Annotated in this window: 16 protein-coding genes and 5 tRNA genes; 16 read left to right on the forward strand and 5 right to left on the reverse strand. The window is 69.8% G+C overall.

Annotation, left to right across the window (positions count from 1 at the left end; genetic code table 11):
- The first annotated feature begins 63 nt into the window (after window positions 1-63).
- From ACFYW8_RS27240 to ACFYW8_RS27275, 8 genes are all read left to right on the forward strand, one after another.
- Window positions 64-840: a fumarylacetoacetate hydrolase family protein gene (locus ACFYW8_RS27240; RefSeq protein ID WP_389081527.1), complete on the forward strand. Its 777-nt coding sequence runs from the start codon at window positions 64-66 to the stop codon at window positions 838-840.
- The gene (gltX, locus tag ACFYW8_RS27245) at window positions 833-2,302 is read left to right on the forward strand and encodes a glutamate--tRNA ligase (RefSeq protein ID WP_389081532.1); all 1,470 of its coding nucleotides are present in this window, start codon (window positions 833-835) and stop codon (window positions 2,300-2,302) included. Before ACFYW8_RS27240 ends, gltX begins: the two co-directional genes overlap by 8 nt.
- A 163-nt stretch (window positions 2,303-2,465) precedes the next feature.
- The gene (locus tag ACFYW8_RS27250) at window positions 2,466-3,206 is read left to right on the forward strand and encodes an HAD family hydrolase (RefSeq protein ID WP_365873169.1); all 741 of its coding nucleotides are present in this window, start codon (window positions 2,466-2,468) and stop codon (window positions 3,204-3,206) included.
- Between the two features lie 90 nt (window positions 3,207-3,296).
- Window positions 3,297-3,368, forward strand: a tRNA-Gln gene (locus tag ACFYW8_RS27255).
- Window positions 3,369-3,410: 42 nt separating this feature from the next.
- Window positions 3,411-3,483 (forward strand) — tRNA-Glu (locus tag ACFYW8_RS27260).
- Between the two features lie 62 nt (window positions 3,484-3,545).
- Window positions 3,546-3,618, forward strand: a tRNA-Glu gene (locus ACFYW8_RS27265).
- A 15-nt stretch (window positions 3,619-3,633) separates the two neighbouring features.
- Window positions 3,634-3,705, forward strand: a tRNA-Gln gene (locus ACFYW8_RS27270).
- 29 nt (window positions 3,706-3,734) lie between these two features.
- A tRNA-Glu gene (locus tag ACFYW8_RS27275) sits at window positions 3,735-3,807 on the forward strand.
- A 270-nt stretch (window positions 3,808-4,077) separates the two neighbouring features.
- Here ACFYW8_RS27275 and ndgR read toward each other — a convergent pair.
- A complete protein-coding gene (ndgR, locus tag ACFYW8_RS27280) occupies window positions 4,078-4,794 on the reverse strand; it encodes an IclR family transcriptional regulator NdgR (RefSeq protein WP_006383662.1) in 717 nt (238 codons plus the stop codon).
- A 191-nt stretch (window positions 4,795-4,985) separates the two neighbouring features.
- Between ndgR and leuC the strand changes: the two genes are divergently transcribed.
- From leuC to ACFYW8_RS27300, 4 genes are all read left to right on the forward strand, one after another.
- On the forward strand, window positions 4,986-6,410 hold the full coding sequence (gene leuC, locus ACFYW8_RS27285) for a 3-isopropylmalate dehydratase large subunit (protein WP_365873171.1): 1,425 nt from the start codon (window positions 4,986-4,988) through the stop codon (window positions 6,408-6,410).
- A 5-nt stretch (window positions 6,411-6,415) separates the two neighbouring features.
- Window positions 6,416-7,009 carry a 3-isopropylmalate dehydratase small subunit gene (gene leuD, locus ACFYW8_RS27290; RefSeq protein ID WP_389081543.1) on the forward strand — a complete coding sequence of 198 codons (594 nt, stop codon included), beginning with the start codon at window positions 6,416-6,418 and terminating at the stop codon, window positions 7,007-7,009.
- A 277-nt stretch (window positions 7,010-7,286) separates the two neighbouring features.
- On the forward strand, window positions 7,287-7,517 hold the full coding sequence (locus tag ACFYW8_RS27295; protein WP_365873175.1) for a hypothetical protein: 231 nt from the start codon (window positions 7,287-7,289) through the stop codon (window positions 7,515-7,517).
- A 138-nt stretch (window positions 7,518-7,655) separates the two neighbouring features.
- Entirely contained in the window at window positions 7,656-8,309 is a 654-nt protein-coding gene (locus ACFYW8_RS27300) for an HU family DNA-binding protein (protein ID WP_365873177.1), read from the forward strand.
- Between the two features lie 81 nt (window positions 8,310-8,390).
- On the opposite strand, the gene ACFYW8_RS27305 is transcribed toward ACFYW8_RS27300, so the two are convergent.
- Window positions 8,391-8,594: a hypothetical protein gene (locus ACFYW8_RS27305; RefSeq protein WP_389081553.1), complete on the reverse strand. Its 204-nt coding sequence runs from the start codon at window positions 8,592-8,594 to the stop codon at window positions 8,391-8,393.
- 278 nt (window positions 8,595-8,872) lie between these two features.
- Window positions 8,873-9,511 carry a 2-phospho-L-lactate guanylyltransferase gene (gene cofC / locus ACFYW8_RS27310; RefSeq protein ID WP_365873181.1) on the reverse strand — a complete coding sequence of 213 codons (639 nt, stop codon included), beginning with the start codon at window positions 9,509-9,511 and terminating at the stop codon, window positions 8,873-8,875.
- Between the two features lie 144 nt (window positions 9,512-9,655).
- Between cofC and ACFYW8_RS27315 the strand changes: the two genes are divergently transcribed.
- The 3 genes from ACFYW8_RS27315 to ACFYW8_RS27325 all read left to right on the forward strand — a co-directional run bounded on the left by ACFYW8_RS27315 (window position 9,656) and on the right by ACFYW8_RS27325 (window position 12,708).
- The gene (locus tag ACFYW8_RS27315; protein WP_365873183.1) at window positions 9,656-10,426 is read left to right on the forward strand and encodes a lysophospholipid acyltransferase family protein; all 771 of its coding nucleotides are present in this window, start codon (window positions 9,656-9,658) and stop codon (window positions 10,424-10,426) included.
- Complete coding sequence (locus ACFYW8_RS27320; protein ID WP_365873185.1) at window positions 10,423-11,433, forward strand: NAD(P)H-dependent glycerol-3-phosphate dehydrogenase; 1,011 nt, start codon at window positions 10,423-10,425, stop codon at window positions 11,431-11,433. Before ACFYW8_RS27315 ends, ACFYW8_RS27320 begins: the two co-directional genes overlap by 4 nt.
- 117 nt (window positions 11,434-11,550) lie before the next feature.
- Window positions 11,551-12,708 carry a D-alanine--D-alanine ligase family protein gene (locus tag ACFYW8_RS27325; RefSeq protein ID WP_389081564.1) on the forward strand — a complete coding sequence of 386 codons (1,158 nt, stop codon included), beginning with the start codon at window positions 11,551-11,553 and terminating at the stop codon, window positions 12,706-12,708.
- A 21-nt stretch (window positions 12,709-12,729) separates the two neighbouring features.
- Here the strand turns inward: ACFYW8_RS27325 and ACFYW8_RS27330 are convergent, their stop codons facing one another.
- Together ACFYW8_RS27330 and ACFYW8_RS27335 are read right to left on the reverse strand one after the other, a co-directional pair.
- Entirely contained in the window at window positions 12,730-13,239 is a 510-nt protein-coding gene (locus ACFYW8_RS27330) for a DUF3515 domain-containing protein (protein ID WP_389081568.1), read from the reverse strand.
- Window positions 13,240-13,259: 20 nt separating this feature from the next.
- The gene (locus ACFYW8_RS27335) at window positions 13,260-13,493 is read right to left on the reverse strand and encodes an Lrp/AsnC ligand binding domain-containing protein (protein ID WP_355766626.1); all 234 of its coding nucleotides are present in this window, start codon (window positions 13,491-13,493) and stop codon (window positions 13,260-13,262) included.
- Between the two features lie 206 nt (window positions 13,494-13,699).
- Here ACFYW8_RS27335 and ACFYW8_RS27340 point away from each other — a divergent pair, with 206 nt between their 5' ends.
- The gene (locus ACFYW8_RS27340) at window positions 13,700-14,665 is read left to right on the forward strand and encodes a thiamine-phosphate kinase (protein ID WP_365873191.1); all 966 of its coding nucleotides are present in this window, start codon (window positions 13,700-13,702) and stop codon (window positions 14,663-14,665) included.
- Window positions 14,666-14,782 lie beyond the last annotated feature (117 nt).

The following is a 14,782-nucleotide window of genomic DNA, read 5'->3' on the forward strand; positions in this document are numbered from 1 at the left end:
CCCTTGCCGCGTTAGCCTGGAGCGTCAGACTCCAGCCAGCTCAGTGAGGGGCGCAAGGATCCCGTGCGCATCGCCAGATTCTCCATCGACGGCAACGTCGCTTTCGGCGCGGTCGAGGGCGACAAGCCGGACGAGCTCGTCCTCGACATCATCAAGGGCATCCCGTTCGCGGACTTCGAGCTCTCCGGTACGAAGGTCCCGCTGAACAAGGTCCGGCTGCTGCCGCCGGTGCTCCCGAACAAGGTCGTGGCCTTCGGCCGCAACTACGCGGAGCACGCCAAGGAGCTCGGCAACGAGGTGCCCGACGCCCCGTTCGCCTTCTTCAAGCCCTCGACCTCGGTGATCGGTCCGGGCGACCCGATCCAGTACCCCTCCTTCTCCAGCGAGCTGCACCACGAGGCCGAGCTCGCCGTCGTCATCGGCCGCATGTGCCGCGAGGTCCCGCGCGAACGAGTCAAGGACGTCATCCTCGGCTACACCTGCGCCAACGACGTCACCGCCCGCGATGTCCAGCGCCGCGAGAAGCAGTGGGGACGGGCCAAGGGCTTCGACAGCTCCTGCCCGCTCGGCCCCTGGGTGGAGACGGACCTGGACCCCGCCGACCTCACGATCCAGTGCACGGTCAACGGGCAGCAGCGGCAGCTCGGCCGCACCAGCGAGATGATCCACTCCATCGAGGATCTGATCGTCAACATCACCGAGGCCATGACGCTGCTCCCCGGCGACGTGATCCTCACCGGCACCCCGGCCGGGGTCGGCCCCCTGAACGTCGGCGACGAGGTCGCCGTCACCATCGAAGGCATCGGCACTCTCACCAACAAGGTGATCAAGCGTGGCTAACGTCCGTGTACGTTTCTGTCCCTCCCCGACCGGCAACCCCCATGTCGGGCTGGTCCGCACCGCCCTGTTCAACTGGGCGTTCGCCCGGCACAACGAAGGCACCCTGGTCTTCCGCATCGAGGACACCGACGCGGCCCGCGACTCCGAGGAGTCCTACGACCAGCTGCTCGACTCGATGCGCTGGCTGGGCTTCGACTGGGACGAGGGCCCCGAGATCGGCGGCCCGCACGCGCCGTACCGTCAGTCGCAGCGCATGGACATCTACCGGGATGTCGCCCGCAAGCTGCAGGACGCGGGCCACGCGTACCACTGCTACTGCTCGACCGAGGAGCTGGACACCCGCCGCGACGCGGCCCGCGCCGCCGGCAAGCCCTCCGGCTACGACGGCCACTGCCGCGACCTCTCCGCCGAGCGGAAGGCCGCCTACGAGGCCGAGGGCCGCGAGCCCATCGTCCGCTTCCGGATGCCCGACGAGGCGATCACCTTCGACGACCTGGTCCGCGGCGAGATCACGTACCTCCCGGAGAACGTCCCGGACTTCGGCATCGTCCGGGCCAACGGCGCGCCGCTGTACACGCTGGTCAACCCCGTGGACGACGCCCTGATGGAGATCACCCACGTCCTGCGCGGCGAGGACCTGCTCTCCTCCACCCCGCGGCAGATCGCCCTCTACAAGGCGCTGACCGAGCTGGGCATCGCGAAGGAGACCCCGGCCTTCGGCCACCTCCCGTACGTCATGGGCGAGGGCAACAAGAAGCTCTCCAAGCGCGACCCGGAGTCCTCGCTCAACCTCTACAGGGAGCGCGGGTTCCTCCCCGAGGGCCTGCTGAACTACCTCTCCCTGCTCGGCTGGTCGCTCGCGGCGGACCGCGACATCTTCTCCATCGACGAGATGGTCGCCGCGTTCGACGTCACGGACGTGAACCCGAACCCGGCCCGCTTCGACCTGAAGAAGTGCGAGGCGATCAACGCCGACCACATCCGCCTGCTCGATGTGAAGGACTTCACCGAGCGCTGTGCCCCGTGGCTGCGCGCCCCCTTCGCGCCCTGGGCGCCGGAGGACTTCGACGAGGCGAAGTGGCAGGCGATCGCCCCGCACGCCCAGTCGCGCATGAAGGTCCTCTCCGAGATCACGGACAACGTCGACTTCCTGTTCCTGCCGGAGCCGGCCGTCGACGAGGCGTCCTGGACCAAGGCCATGAAGGAGGGCAGCGACGCCCTGCTCCGCACGGCCCGCGAGAAGCTGGACGCGGCCGACTGGTCCTCCCCGGAGTCCCTCAAGGAGGCCGTCCTGGCCGCCGGTGAGGAGCACGGCCTCAAGCTCGGCAAGGCGCAGGCCCCGGTCCGCGTCGCCGTCACCGGCCGCACGGTCGGCCTGCCGCTCTTCGAGTCCCTGGAGATCCTGGGCAAGGAGAAGACGCTGGCCCGCGTCGACGCCGCGCTGGAGCGGCTCGCCGCGTAGGCGGAAGACACGGTCGAGGGGGGTGGTGCCCGGTTCGGGCACCACCCCCCTCGCGTACGCCGACCCGTCGCCCCGCCTCCGTGGCGGCAGGCCCGGCGGCCGGCCGCCTACGATCACGGCTGACCGGGGGACAGCGGGCCGCGGCCGGGGATACGGTCGGCCCATGGGGATCGACGCCGTGGTCTGGGACATCGACGACACGCTCTTCGACTACACGGCCGCGGACCGGGCGGGCATGCGGGACCATCTCGCGGCCGAGGGCCTGCTCGACGGCCGTACGACGGTCGAGCAGGCCCTCGCGCGCTGGCGTGAGGTCACCGACGCGCAGTGGGCGCGGTTCTCGGCGGGCGAGACGGACTGGCAGGGCCAGCGCCGGGAGCGCGTCCGGGTGTTCCTGGGGGAGCCGCTGAGCGACACCGAGGCCGACGCGTGGTTCGACCGGTACGTCACGCATTACGAATGCGCCTGGAGCCTCTTCCCGGACGTCCTGCCCGCCCTGGACGCCCTCGGTGCCAGCCACCGGCACGCGGTCCTGTCCAACTCCAGCCTCCTCGTGCAGGACCGCAAGCTGCGCGTTCTCGGTGTGCACGGCCGTTTCGAGGCGATCTTGTGCGCCGCTGAGCTCGGCGTGTCCAAACCCGACGCGGCCGCCTTCCACGCGGCCTGCGAGGCACTGGGGCTGCCGCCGCACCGGGTCGCCTACGTCGGGGACCATCCGGAGATCGACGGACAGGGCGCGGCCGACGCCGGTCTCCTCTCGGTCTGGATCGACCGGGACGGCGCTCACGCCGCCGCCGCCGACTGCGGCGCGCGGACGGGTCCGCATCGGATCGGATCGCTCGCCGAGTTGCCCGCCGTCCTCGGCGCGGATACCCGTTTTGGAGCGTGGTCCACCTTCGGGTAATGTTCTTTCTGCGCCGCCGGGAGCGGGCCGAAAGGCCGGAGCCCGGAGGAGCTAGCTAAAACAAAATCCCCTTGTGGGGTTGCGTTTCAGTGGCCTATGGTGTAATTGGCAACACTACGGTTTCTGGTACCGTCATTCTAGGTTCGAGTCCTGGTAGGCCAGCTCGCAGAGCTCATCTGCACACGCGGAGTCCAGATCCGCAACGCCCCCGTTGTGTAGCGGCCTAGCACGCTGCCCTCTCACGGCAGTAGCGCCGGTTCGAATCCGGTCGGGGGTACAGATCCTTCCCAGGGAGGCAGTTCGGGTCGCACCCGCTGCCCCTCATGCAGGATCGCTAGGGCCCCCGTTGTGTAGCGGCCTAGCACGCTGCCCTCTCACGGCAGTAGCGCCGGTTCGAATCCGGTCGGGGGTACGGTCTAAACCACCATGGGCTATGGTGTAATTGGCAACACTACGGTTTCTGGTACCGTCATTCTAGGTTCGAGTCCTGGTAGCCCAGCTTCTGATCTGCGGAAACGCATGATTCAGGCCCCCGTTGTGTAGCGGCCTAGCACGCTGCCCTCTCACGGCAGTAGCGCCGGTTCGAATCCGGTCGGGGGTACACGGTCCGCAAAGGGTCTCCACTTCGGTGGGGGCCCTTTCGGCGTTCCCGGGCGCGTTCTCGCGCGCCTGCCGGAGATCGACTTCCCGTGTGCGGGCCGGTGATCAACCAGGCCTGTGTCGCCATGAGTCCGGTCACGCCGTAAAGAGTGCGGGGTGCGCCGGGGGCCGGCGCACCCCGCGTACGGGACGTGCGCTTCGGGGAGGGCCTGCCGCGGCGTTGAGGCCGGCCCGTCCCCTCGCGCGCGGGCGTGGAGCGGTGGAGAGAAGGTCAGCCGGTGCGGCGCAGGGCCTCGGAGAGACGGCCGGCGGCGTCGATGACCGCCTGGGCGTGCATACGGCCCGGGTGACGGGTCAGGCGCTCGATCGGCCCGGAGACCGAGACGGCGGCCACGACGCGGTTCGAGGGGCCGCGGACCGGCGCGGAGACGGACGCCACGCCCGGCTCGCGCTCGCCGATCGACTGGGCCCAGCCCCGGCGCCGCACTCCCGACAGGGCGGTGGCGGTGAAGCGGGCGCCCTGCAGGCCGCGGTGCAGCCGCTCGGGCTCTTCCCAGGCCATCAGGATCTGGGCGGAGGAGCCGGCCTTCATGGTGAGGGTGGAGCCGACCGGCACGGTGTCCCGCAGACCGGACAGCCGCTCGGCCGCGGCGACGCAGATGCGCATGTCGCCCTGGCGGCGGTAGAGCTGCGCGCTCTCGCCCGTCAGGTCCCTCAGGTGCGTGAGCACCGGGCCCGCCGTCGCGAGGAGACGATCCTCACCCGCGGCCGCGGCCAGTTCGGCGAGCCGGGGTCCGAGAATGAAACGGCCCTGCATGTCGCGCGCCACCATGCGGTGGTGTTCAAGTGCCACGGCGAGGCGATGTGCCGTGGGTCGTGCCAGTCCGGTCGCCGCGACCAGGCCCGCGAGGGTGGCCGGACCGGACTCCAGAGCGCTCAGGACAAGGGCTGCCTTGTCCAGAACGCCGACGCCGCTACTGTTGTCCATGAAACGATACTCGCGTCTCACTCTGTGAAACGCAAGTTCAATTTCCGGTGGAACGCGCCACCCTTGTAGACACAGCGGCCCGCGAACCAACGGGTCCGGCGGACGACGTCCGGTACTAGGGGTACGGACGTTCACCGCCCCGGAAATCTCTAGTTGGGCCGGCGCCACACAAGCCGGCCGGAGGGAAAGCGATGGGTAGGACACTCGCGGAGAAGGTCTGGGACGACCATGTCGTCCGGCGCGCCGATGGCGAACCCGACCTCCTCTTCATCGATCTGCACCTGCTGCACGAGGTGACCAGCCCGCAGGCCTTCGACGGTCTGCGTCAGGCGGGGCGCCCGGTGCGCCGCCTCGACCTCACCATCGCCACCGAGGACCACAACACCCCGACCCTGGACATCGACAAGCCCATCGCGGACCCGGTCTCCCGGGTCCAGCTGGAGACGCTGCGCAAGAACGCCGCCGAGTTCGGCGTGCGACTGCACTCGCTGGGCGACGTCGAGCAGGGCGTGGTGCACGTGGTGGGACCCCAGCTGGGTCTGACCCAGCCGGGCACCACGGTGGTCTGCGGTGACTCCCACACCTCCACGCACGGTGCCTTCGGCGCCCTGGCGTTCGGCATCGGCACGTCGCAGGTCGAGCATGTGCTGGCCACCCAGACGCTGCCGCTGGCCCGCCCGAAGACCATGGCCATCACGGTCGACGGCGAACTGCCCGACGGCGTCAGCGCCAAGGACCTGATCCTGGCGATCATCGCCAAGATCGGTACCGGCGGCGGCCAGGGCTACATCCTGGAATACCGCGGTTCCGCCATCGAGAAGCTCTCGATGGAGGCCCGGATGACCGTCTGCAACATGTCGATCGAGGCCGGCGCCCGCGCGGGCATGATCGCTCCCGACGAGACGGCCTTCGCCTATCTCAAGGGCCGTGTGCACGCCCCCGAGGGCGAGGAGTGGGACGCCGCGGTCGCGTACTGGAAGACCCTGAGGTCCGACGACGACGCCGAATTCGACGCGGAGGTCGTCATCGACGCCGCCTCGCTGTCGCCGTTCGTCACCTGGGGCACCAACCCCGGCCAGGGAGCGCCGCTTTCGGCGAACGTCCCCGACCCGGCTTCGTACGAAGACGCTTCGGAGCGCCACGCCGCCGAAAAGGCCCTGGAATACATGGGGTTGACCGCCGGACAGCCGCTGCGCGACATCAAGGTCGACACCGTCTTCGTAGGTTCTTGCACCAATGGCCGTATCGAGGACCTGCGTGCGGCCGCCGAGATCGTCGAGGGCCGCAAAGTCGCCGACGGCGTACGGATGCTGGTCGTCCCCGGCTCCGCGCGGGTCGGTCTGCAGGCCGTTTCCGAGGGTCTGGACGTGGTCTTCAAGGAGGCCGGCGCCGAATGGCGGCACGCGGGCTGCTCGATGTGTCTGGGCATGAACCCCGACCAGCTGGCACCCGGTGAGCGCTCCGCGTCCACCTCCAACCGCAACTTCGAGGGCAGGCAGGGCAAGGGCGGCCGTACGCATCTGGTCTCGCCGCAGGTCGCCGCCGCGTCGGCGGTCCTCGGTCACCTGGCCTCCCCGGCCGACCTGTCCGACGCCCCTGTGCCCGCTGGAGTCTGAGAGTCATGGAAGCATTCACCACGCACACCGGCCGGGCCGTCCCGCTGCGCCGCAGCAACGTCGACACCGACCAGATCATCCCGGCCCACTGGCTCAAGAAGGTGACCAGGGACGGCTTCGAGGACGGTCTCTTCGAGGCCTGGCGCAAGGAAGCGTCCTTCATCCTCAACCAGCCCGAGCGCAAGGGCGCCACGGTTCTGGTGGCGGGTCCCGACTTCGGTACGGGCTCCTCCCGCGAGCACGCCGTCTGGGCGCTCCAGAACTACGGCTTCAAGGCCGTGATCTCGTCCCGGTTCGCCGACATCTTCCGCGGCAACTCGCTCAAGAACGGCCTGCTCACGGTGGTTCTGGAGCAGAAGACCGTGGACGCGCTCCAGGAGCTGACGGAGAACGACCCCGAGGCCGAGATCACGGTCGACCTCCAGGCCCGTGAGGTGCGCGCCGAGGGCGTCACCGCCGCCTTCGAGCTCGACGAGAACGCCCGCTGGCGGCTGCTGAACGGGCTGGACGACATCTCCATCACCCTCCAGAACGAGGGTGACATCGCGGCGTACGAGGCCAAGCGGCCGTCGCACAAGCCGAAGACGCTGCAGGTCTGACGCCAGGGCCGGATCGCGACCGGGTCAAGACTGATTTCAGCCACCGCAACACCCCTCTGTACCCCCAATCGTGGACGGTTGGGGGTACAGCTGTTTCTGCTCCCGCACGGCTCCCGCGTGCCCCCGAGAAGCATGCCAACTCCCTTAGTTGCAAGGGGGGTTGCCTGGGTAGGCGGATGCTGGGGCGACTTCCGGCCAGGGTGGTCAGGAGGCCTCCAGGGGGCGGCAGTTACCCCCTGCGCAGGCGACAACTCGCCCCAGATGGCACAATCTGTGCATGGAACGTGACGGCCAACTCGAGCTCTACGCGGCGGTCGCGGCCCAACTCAAGGAAGCGCACACAACAGTGCGCGCACTGCAAGTCCCGGAGGGCGTACGGATGGCGCTGGCCCGGAAGCTGCTGGTCATTACGGCCGCGGCCAAGCACGATCTCGCCGACGCGGCAAGGCGTCTGGAGCGGTTCACCACCGACCTCGACGAGGGTCGATTCCTCGAAGGGGAACGCTGAGGACTTCCGCTGCGGCCCGAGTTCGTTGCGGCACAAGGGTGATTAGCCCGTTTCGTGTTTGATTTGCGGTATATATCTGCCTAACGTGCGAAAAAGCTTGAACGCATTCGTTCGGGCAATGTCTCCGAAGGGGAAGACGTGAACAAGGCGCAGCTCGTAGAAGCGATTGCCGACAAGGTCGGCGGGCGTCAGCAGGCCGCCGACGCGGTCGACGCGGTACTGGACGCCATCGTCCGTGCGGTTGTCAGCGGAGACCGGGTCTCGGTCACCGGCTTCGGTTCCTTCGAGAAGGTTGACCGTCCGGCTCGTTACGCCCGCAACCCGCAGACGGGTGAGCGTGTCCGGGTCAAGAAGACCTCCGTGCCGCGCTTCCGTGCCGGCCAGGGCTTCAAGGACCTGGTGAGCGGCTCGAAGAAGCTCCCGAAGAACGACGTCGCGGTCAAGAAGGCCCCGAAGGGCAGCCTCTCCGGCGGAGCTTCGGCGACGGTGAAGAAGGCCGCGGCCAAGAAGGCCACCACCGCCAGGAAGGCGGCGGTCGGGAAGGCCGCGGTTGCGAAGAAGACAGTCGCGAAGAAGACCACGGCCGCCGTGAAGAAGACCGCGGCGAAGAAGACGACGGCGAAGACGACGACGGCGAAGACGGCCGCGGCCAAGAAGACCGCGGCGAAGACGACCACCGCCAAGAAGGCCGCCGCCAAGAAGGCGCCGGCGAAGAAGGCCACGGCCAAGAAGGCCCCCGCCAAGAAGTCGACGGCTCGCAAGACCACCGCCAAGAAGGCCACCGCCCGCTAGAAGCCGGGCGCAGGGGCACCTCACGCGCAGGGCCGGGCTCCCGTCGGGAGCCCGGCCCGCGGCACGTTCAGAATGTCTGCGTCAGAACGTCTGCAGCGTGATCAGGGTGATACGGAGCTCCGCGCCCTCGCCCTCGGTCTCTATCCGCACGCGCTGGCCCGGCCGCAGCAGCCGCAGCCCGCCGGCGTCGAACGCCGACCCGTCGAAGGGCACCGGAGTGCCGTCGTCGAGCAGCACCTGTCCGCTGCGGGTCTCGGGGTCGTACGTGTACGAGGTCGCCTGCATGAGGGCAGCCTACTGATCGTGCCCCGCGGAGCGCCCCGCGAGGGACGGCGGCACTGCCCGGCCGCGTGGACTCCGGCTCGGGTCGCGTGGACTCCGGCTCGGGTCGCGCGGACTCCGGCTCGGGTCGCGCGGACTCCGGCTCGGGTCGCGCGGAGTCCGGCTCGGGTCGCGTGGACTCCGGCTCGGGCCCGGACCGGACCCTTCCGTGGGTGCCGGACCTGGCGGTCGGCGAACCGGCGGGGACGCGGCCCGTCGCGGTCGAACCGGCGTGCCGCCGCCTACTGCCCGGGAATCAGCAACCCCGCCGCGGCGGTGGCCGTGCGCGGCCCCACGCCGAGCCTCAGCGCCGCCCTCAGATCGTCCCTTGTGTCCACGTCCTGGCGTACGGAATGCACCGAGTCGAGACGGAGTTCCGCGGCTCCCGAGGCGCGATGGCGGGCCCGGGAATCGCCGCCGAAAGCGGGGAGCAATTCCATGCCCCGGGAAGCGGCCAGGAGAGTGGTGCCGATTGCGGCGGCATCGGCCAGAAAAGCCCGGGGGAATTCACCGGCGGCGGCCAGTACCCGGGCCAATTCCAAAGGCCGCAGAGCGGGCAGATCGGCGTTCAGGGCCGCGACGGCACTTTCGGGATCCCGGGCCCGTACGGCCCTCGCGCCGTGCGCCAGCGCCGCGTTGAGACCCCCTCCCGGCTCGTCGGCGACGATGCGCGCGCCCAGCGCGGACAGCTCCCGCCCGGCCAGCGCGTCGCCCGTGACGACCGCCACATCCTGCACCGCGGCGCAGGCCAGCGCCGCCGCCACGGTGTCCTGCGCGAACGCGAGGGCGAGGCCGGGGCGCACTACGTCGGAGGCGGTGTCCGCCAGCCTGCTCTTGGCCCGCGCCAAGGGTTTGAGGGGTACGACCAAGGTCCACCGCACGAGCGCTCCGCCCTCTCCAGTCACGCCCTATTGTGACCCGGTCACCCTGGCGGTCCGGGCGCCGGGGCGTACGGTGTTCTCGACAGACAGGCGGCCTGGAGCGACACTTGTGCGGCCCCCCAGGCTCTAGAGGAAGGTGTCCGCGTGCCCCGCCGCAGAATCGGCTTCTGGTACCGCTTCGCAGCGGTTCTCTGCAAACCGCCGCTGGTGGTTCTGATCAAGCGGGACTGGCAAGGAATGGAGAACATTCCGGCCGATGGCGGATTTATCACCGCGGTGAACCACAATTCCCACGCGGACCCGTTCGCGTACGCGCACTACCAGTACAACACCGGGCGTGTTCCGCGCTTCCTGGCGAAGGCCGGTCTTTTCAAGAAGGGATTCGTCGGTGCCGCGATGCGCGGGACCGGACAGATTCCCGTCTACCGCGAGAGCACCGACGCGCTGAGCGCCTTCCGGGCCGCGATCGACGCCGTCGAGCGCGGTGAGTGCGTGGCGTTCTACCCGGAGGGCACGCTCACCCGTGACCCCGACGGATGGCCGATGACCGGCAAGACCGGTGCCGCCAGGGTCGCCCTGCAGACCAAGTGCCCGGTGATCCCGGTCGCCCAGTGGGGCGCCAACGAACTGCTGCCCCCGTACGCCAAGAAGCCCAACGTCCTTCCGCGCAAGACGCACCACGTGCTCGCGGGCCCGCCGGTGGACCTCTCGCGCTTCTACGACAGGGAGATGAACCCTGACCTCCTGAAGGAGGCCACGGAGGTCATCATGGCCGCCGTCACCGCGCAGCTGGAGCTGATCCGCGGCGAGAAGGCGCCCGAGAACGTGTACGACCCGCGCGAGGTGCGTATCGCGCAGCGCCGCAAGGCCGTGGCCAAGGGCAAGGCACAGCAGGAAGAAGGGCAGGGCACGTGAGCAAGCCGGTCAGGGCGGCCGTCTTCGGGACCGGATCGTGGGGTACGGCCTTCGGCATGGTGCTCGCCGACGCGGGGTGCGACGTCACCCTGTGGGCGCGCCGTCCCGGACTCGCCGACGCGGTCAACTCCACGCGGATGAACCCGGACTACCTCCCGGGGATCGAACTCCCCGAGAACCTGCGGGCCACCGCCGACCCGGCGGAGGCCGCGCGCGACGCCGACTTCACCGTGCTCGCCGTACCCTCCCAGACGCTGCGCGGGAACCTCGCGGAATGGGTGCCGCTGCTCGCCCCGGACACCGTGCTCGTCTCGCTCATGAAGGGCGTCGAACTCGGCACCGTGAAGCGGATGAGCGAGGTCATCGAGGAGGTCGCCAAGGTCTCCGCGGACCGTGTCGCCGTCGTCACCGGACCCAACCTCGCCAAGGAGATCGCCCAGCGGATGCCCGCGGCCGCGGTCGTCGCCTGCCGGGACGAGGCCGTGGGGCGGCGCATCCAGGCCGCCTGCCACACGCCGTACTTCCGCCCGTACACGAACACCGACGTGGTGGGCTGCGAACTCGGCGGTGCCGTCAAGAACGTGATCGGTCTCGCGGTCGGCATCGCCGACGGCATGGGCCTGGGCGACAACGCCAAGGGCTCGCTGATCACCCGAGGCCTGGCCGAGACCACCCGGCTCGGACTCGTCATGGGCGCGGACCCGATGACGTTCTCCGGCCTCGCGGGCCTCGGCGACCTCGCCGCGACCTGCTCCTCGCCGCTGTCCCGCAACCACACCTTCGGCATCAACCTCGGCAGGGGCATGACCCTCCAGGAGACCATCGCGGTCACCCGGCAGACCGCCGAGGGCGTCAAGTCCTGTGAGTCCGTGCTGGATCTGGCCCGCAGGCACGGCGTCGACATGCCGATCACGGAGACCGTCGTCAGCATCGTCCACGAGGGCAAGCCCCCGGTGGTCGCGCTCAAGGAGCTGATGTCGCGCAGCGCGAAGCCCGAACGCCGCTGAACCGGCCCGGCCGAACGGCCAGGTGGGCGACGCTCCGCAACGGTGGGTACGACGCTGAGCAACGGCCGCCGTGGGGCGCTGACTCACCCCCGGACCACCGGGTACTCTCAACCCGATATGAGCACCGAGAACCTCTCCCAGAACCCTGAGCAGCCGCCTCGCAAGCCGCGCGTGGCCGTCGTCTTCGGCGGCCGCAGCTCCGAACACGGGATCTCCGTGGTCACGGCCGGCGCCGTCCTCAGCGCCATCGACCGTACGAAGTACGACGTACTGCCGATCGGCATCACCCAGGACGGCCGTTGGGCGCTCACCGCGGACGAGCCGGAACGCATGGCGATCGTCGACCGCAGGCAGCCCAGCGTCGAGCAGCTCGCCGAGTCCGGCGAGGGCGGCGTGGTGCTCCCCGTCGACCCGGCCAACCGCGAGGTCGTCTACAACGCACCCGGTTCGGTCCCCAAGGCGCTCGGCGAGGTCGACGTCGTCTTCCCGATGCTGCACGGCCCGTACGGTGAGGACGGCACCCTCCAGGGACTCCTGGAGCTGTCCGGGATCCCCTACGTCGGCTCGGGCGTGCTCGCCTCGGCCGTCGGCCAGGACAAGGACTACATGAAGCGGGTGTTCACCTCGTTCGGCCTGAAGGTGGGCCCGTACGTGGTGATCCGGCCGCGCGAGTGGCAGCAGGACGAGTCCGCCGCCCGCAAGAAGATCGTCGACTTCGCGGGTGAGCACGGCTGGCCGCTCTTCGTGAAGCCCGCGCGCGCGGGTTCCTCGTTCGGCATCACCAAGGTCGACGACCTCTCGGGCCTCGACGAGGCCATCGAGGAGGCCCAGCGGCACGACCCGAAGATCATCGTGGAGGCGCTGCTGCGCGGCCGAGAGATCGAGTGCGGGGTCCTGGAGTTCGAGGACGGGCCGCGCGCCTCGGTCCCCGCGGAGATCCCGCCGGTGCAGTCGCACGCCTTCTACGACTTCGAGGCCAAGTACATCGACGCGGCCGACGGGATCGTGCCCGCGCCGCTCACCGAGGAGCAGACCGCCGAGATCCGCCGGCTGGCCGTCGAGGCCTTCGAAGCGGCCTCCTGCGAGGGCCTGGTCCGCGCGGACTTCTTCCTCACCGAGGACGGCGAGTTCGTGATCAACGAGATCAACACGATGCCCGGCTTCACGCCGATCTCCATGTACCCGCGGATGTGGCGGGAGACGGGTATCGGCTACCCGGAGCTCGTCGACCGCCTGATCCAGGCGGCGCTGCGGCGGTCCACGGGACTGCGCTGAGCATCCCGCGGGACCACGACGTCAGTCGGCGATCCCCTTGGGGATCGCCTTCTTGACGGAGGCGGCGAGGTCGACGAGCACGCCGGAGACATCGGCACCTCGGGGCACCGTGACCTGGACGTACGCCAGACGCGAAGCGGTGGTGAGGCGGGTCGTCCCGTCGTCCTGCTTCTCCATCAGCCAGTCGACGCCGTTCACACCGCCGCCGACCGCCTTCGGGTCGTCGCCCGTCGCGACCAAAGGGTCGACCATCTTCGGGGGCCGCTCGACACCGCAGCGCAGTATGATCGCCGGGCTTCCCCAGCCCGCGGTCAGCGCGGACCGGGGCTCCGGGTCCTCACGGCCCTGGCCGTCCACTTTCCGCGGCAGCACCTTGTCCAGGTTCTGGCACAGCCCGGTGACCTTCGTGTCCGGGCTCGGAACCGCGACGGACGCGCTGTCGTCTGCTGAGGAGCAGCCGGCGATCGCGATCAGAGCCGCGAGAACGGGCAGCCCGAGCAGAGCGGTGTGCCGGTGACGGAAGGAGTTCACCGGCCAAGGGTAGACGGGGGCTACAGGTGCACGACCGGGCAGGTCAGGGTGCGGGTGATGCCGTCCACTTGCTGGACCTTGGCGACCACCATGCGACCGAGTTCGTCGACGGTGTCGGCCTGGGCGCGCACGATCACGTCGTACGGTCCTGTCACGTCCTCGGCCGTGATCACCCCCGGGATCTTGCTGATCGTCTCGGCGACGGTCGACGCTTTGCCGACCTCCGTCTGGATCAGGATGTACGCCTGTACCACGGAACCTCCAGGGCGGCCACGAGGATCATGTGGGGAAAAGGAACGCCACGGTATCGCGTTGCCGCTCGCCGCGGGGAGACCCGCGGTGACTGGGGCTCGCGCGCCGGGGTGGAGGGACTGCGCAAGTTGACGGTCAACTCGACCGTACCGAGTACTCAGACGGCTCGCGACCGGGCACGGGCAGCGACAGAGGGAGCACGACGATCATGAAGGGCACCGTGGGCGAGTTGGGGGAGTTCGGGCTCATCCGAGAGCTCACCTCGCGTCTCACCACCACCCCGGCGGTCCGGGTCGGTCCCGGCGACGACGCCGCGGTGGTGGCAGCGCCGGACCGCAGGGTCGTGGCGAGCACCGACATCCTCCTCGAAGGACGGCACTTCCGCCGCGACTGGTCCACCGCGTACGACGTCGGCCGCAAGGCGGCGGCGCAGAACCTCGCGGACATCGCCGCGATGGGCGCGGTCCCGACCGCGCTGCTGCTCGGCCTGGTCGTGCCCGCCGAGCTCCCGGCCACCTGGCCCTCCGAGCTGATGGACGGGCTGCGCGACGAGTGCCAGGTCGCGGGCGCGGCCGTGGTCGGCGGGGATGTCGTACGGGGCGAGACCATCACCATCGCGATCACCGCTCTCGGTGATCTGCGCAACCACGAGCCGGTCACCCGGGGCGGCGCGCAGCCCGGCGACGTCGTCGCCGTGACCGGCTGGCTGGGCTGGTCCGCGGCGGGGTTCGCGGTGCTCTCCCGGGGCTTCCGCTCGCCGCGCGCCTTCGTCGAGGCCCACCGCCGGCCCGAACCGCCGTACCACGCGGGTCCGGCCGCCGCCGGGCTCGGCGCGACCTCGATGACGGACGTCAGCGACGGATTGATCGCCGACCTCGGGCACATCGCCGAGGCGAGCAAGGTGCGCATCGACATCCGCTCCGGGGACATCGACATCCCCTCCCAGATGAACGACATCGGCCAGGCCGTCGGCGTCGACCCCATCCAGTGGGTGCTCACCGGCGGCGAGGACCACGCGATCGTCGCGACCTTCCCGCCGGACGTGAAGCTGCCCGCGCGCTGGAAGGTGATCGGCGAGGTCCTCAACCCGTCGGCCCTGCCGCAGGTCACGGTGGACGGCGCTTCCTGGACGAAGAAGGGCGGCTGGGACCACTTCGGGGACATCGAGTCCTGAGCCCGCGGCGCCGGGGCGAGCCCCGGCGTCCAACGTGCCGTCCGAGGGATGGACTTCGGGGTCCGAGGAATGAAATGACGCCGCCCGTCGTCAAGGTGGACCGATCATGGTGGAACT

It is taken from the genome of Streptomyces sp. NPDC002742, assembly GCF_042888885.1.
Classification (GTDB): Bacteria; Actinomycetota; Actinomycetes; order Streptomycetales; family Streptomycetaceae; genus Streptomyces.

Coding starts and splice junctions, on each gene's coding strand:
- ACFYW8_RS27295 (WP_365873175.1), top strand. CDS start 7,287: ATGGAACGTGACGGCCAACTCGAGCTCTACGCGGCGGTCGCGGCCCAA.
- leuC (WP_365873171.1), top strand. CDS start 4,986: ATGGGTAGGACACTCGCGGAGAAGGTCTGGGACGACCATGTCGTCCGG.
- ACFYW8_RS27250 (WP_365873169.1), top strand. CDS start 2,466: ATGGGGATCGACGCCGTGGTCTGGGACATCGACGACACGCTCTTCGAC.
- leuD (WP_389081543.1), top strand. CDS start 6,416: ATGGAAGCATTCACCACGCACACCGGCCGGGCCGTCCCGCTGCGCCGC.
- ACFYW8_RS27305 (WP_389081553.1), bottom strand. CDS start 8,594: ATGCAGGCGACCTCGTACACGTACGACCCCGAGACCCGCAGCGGACAG.
- ACFYW8_RS27325 (WP_389081564.1), top strand. CDS start 11,551: ATGAGCACCGAGAACCTCTCCCAGAACCCTGAGCAGCCGCCTCGCAAG.
- ACFYW8_RS27340 (WP_365873191.1), top strand. CDS start 13,700: ATGAAGGGCACCGTGGGCGAGTTGGGGGAGTTCGGGCTCATCCGAGAG.
- ndgR (WP_006383662.1), bottom strand. CDS start 4,794: ATGGACAACAGTAGCGGCGTCGGCGTTCTGGACAAGGCAGCCCTTGTC.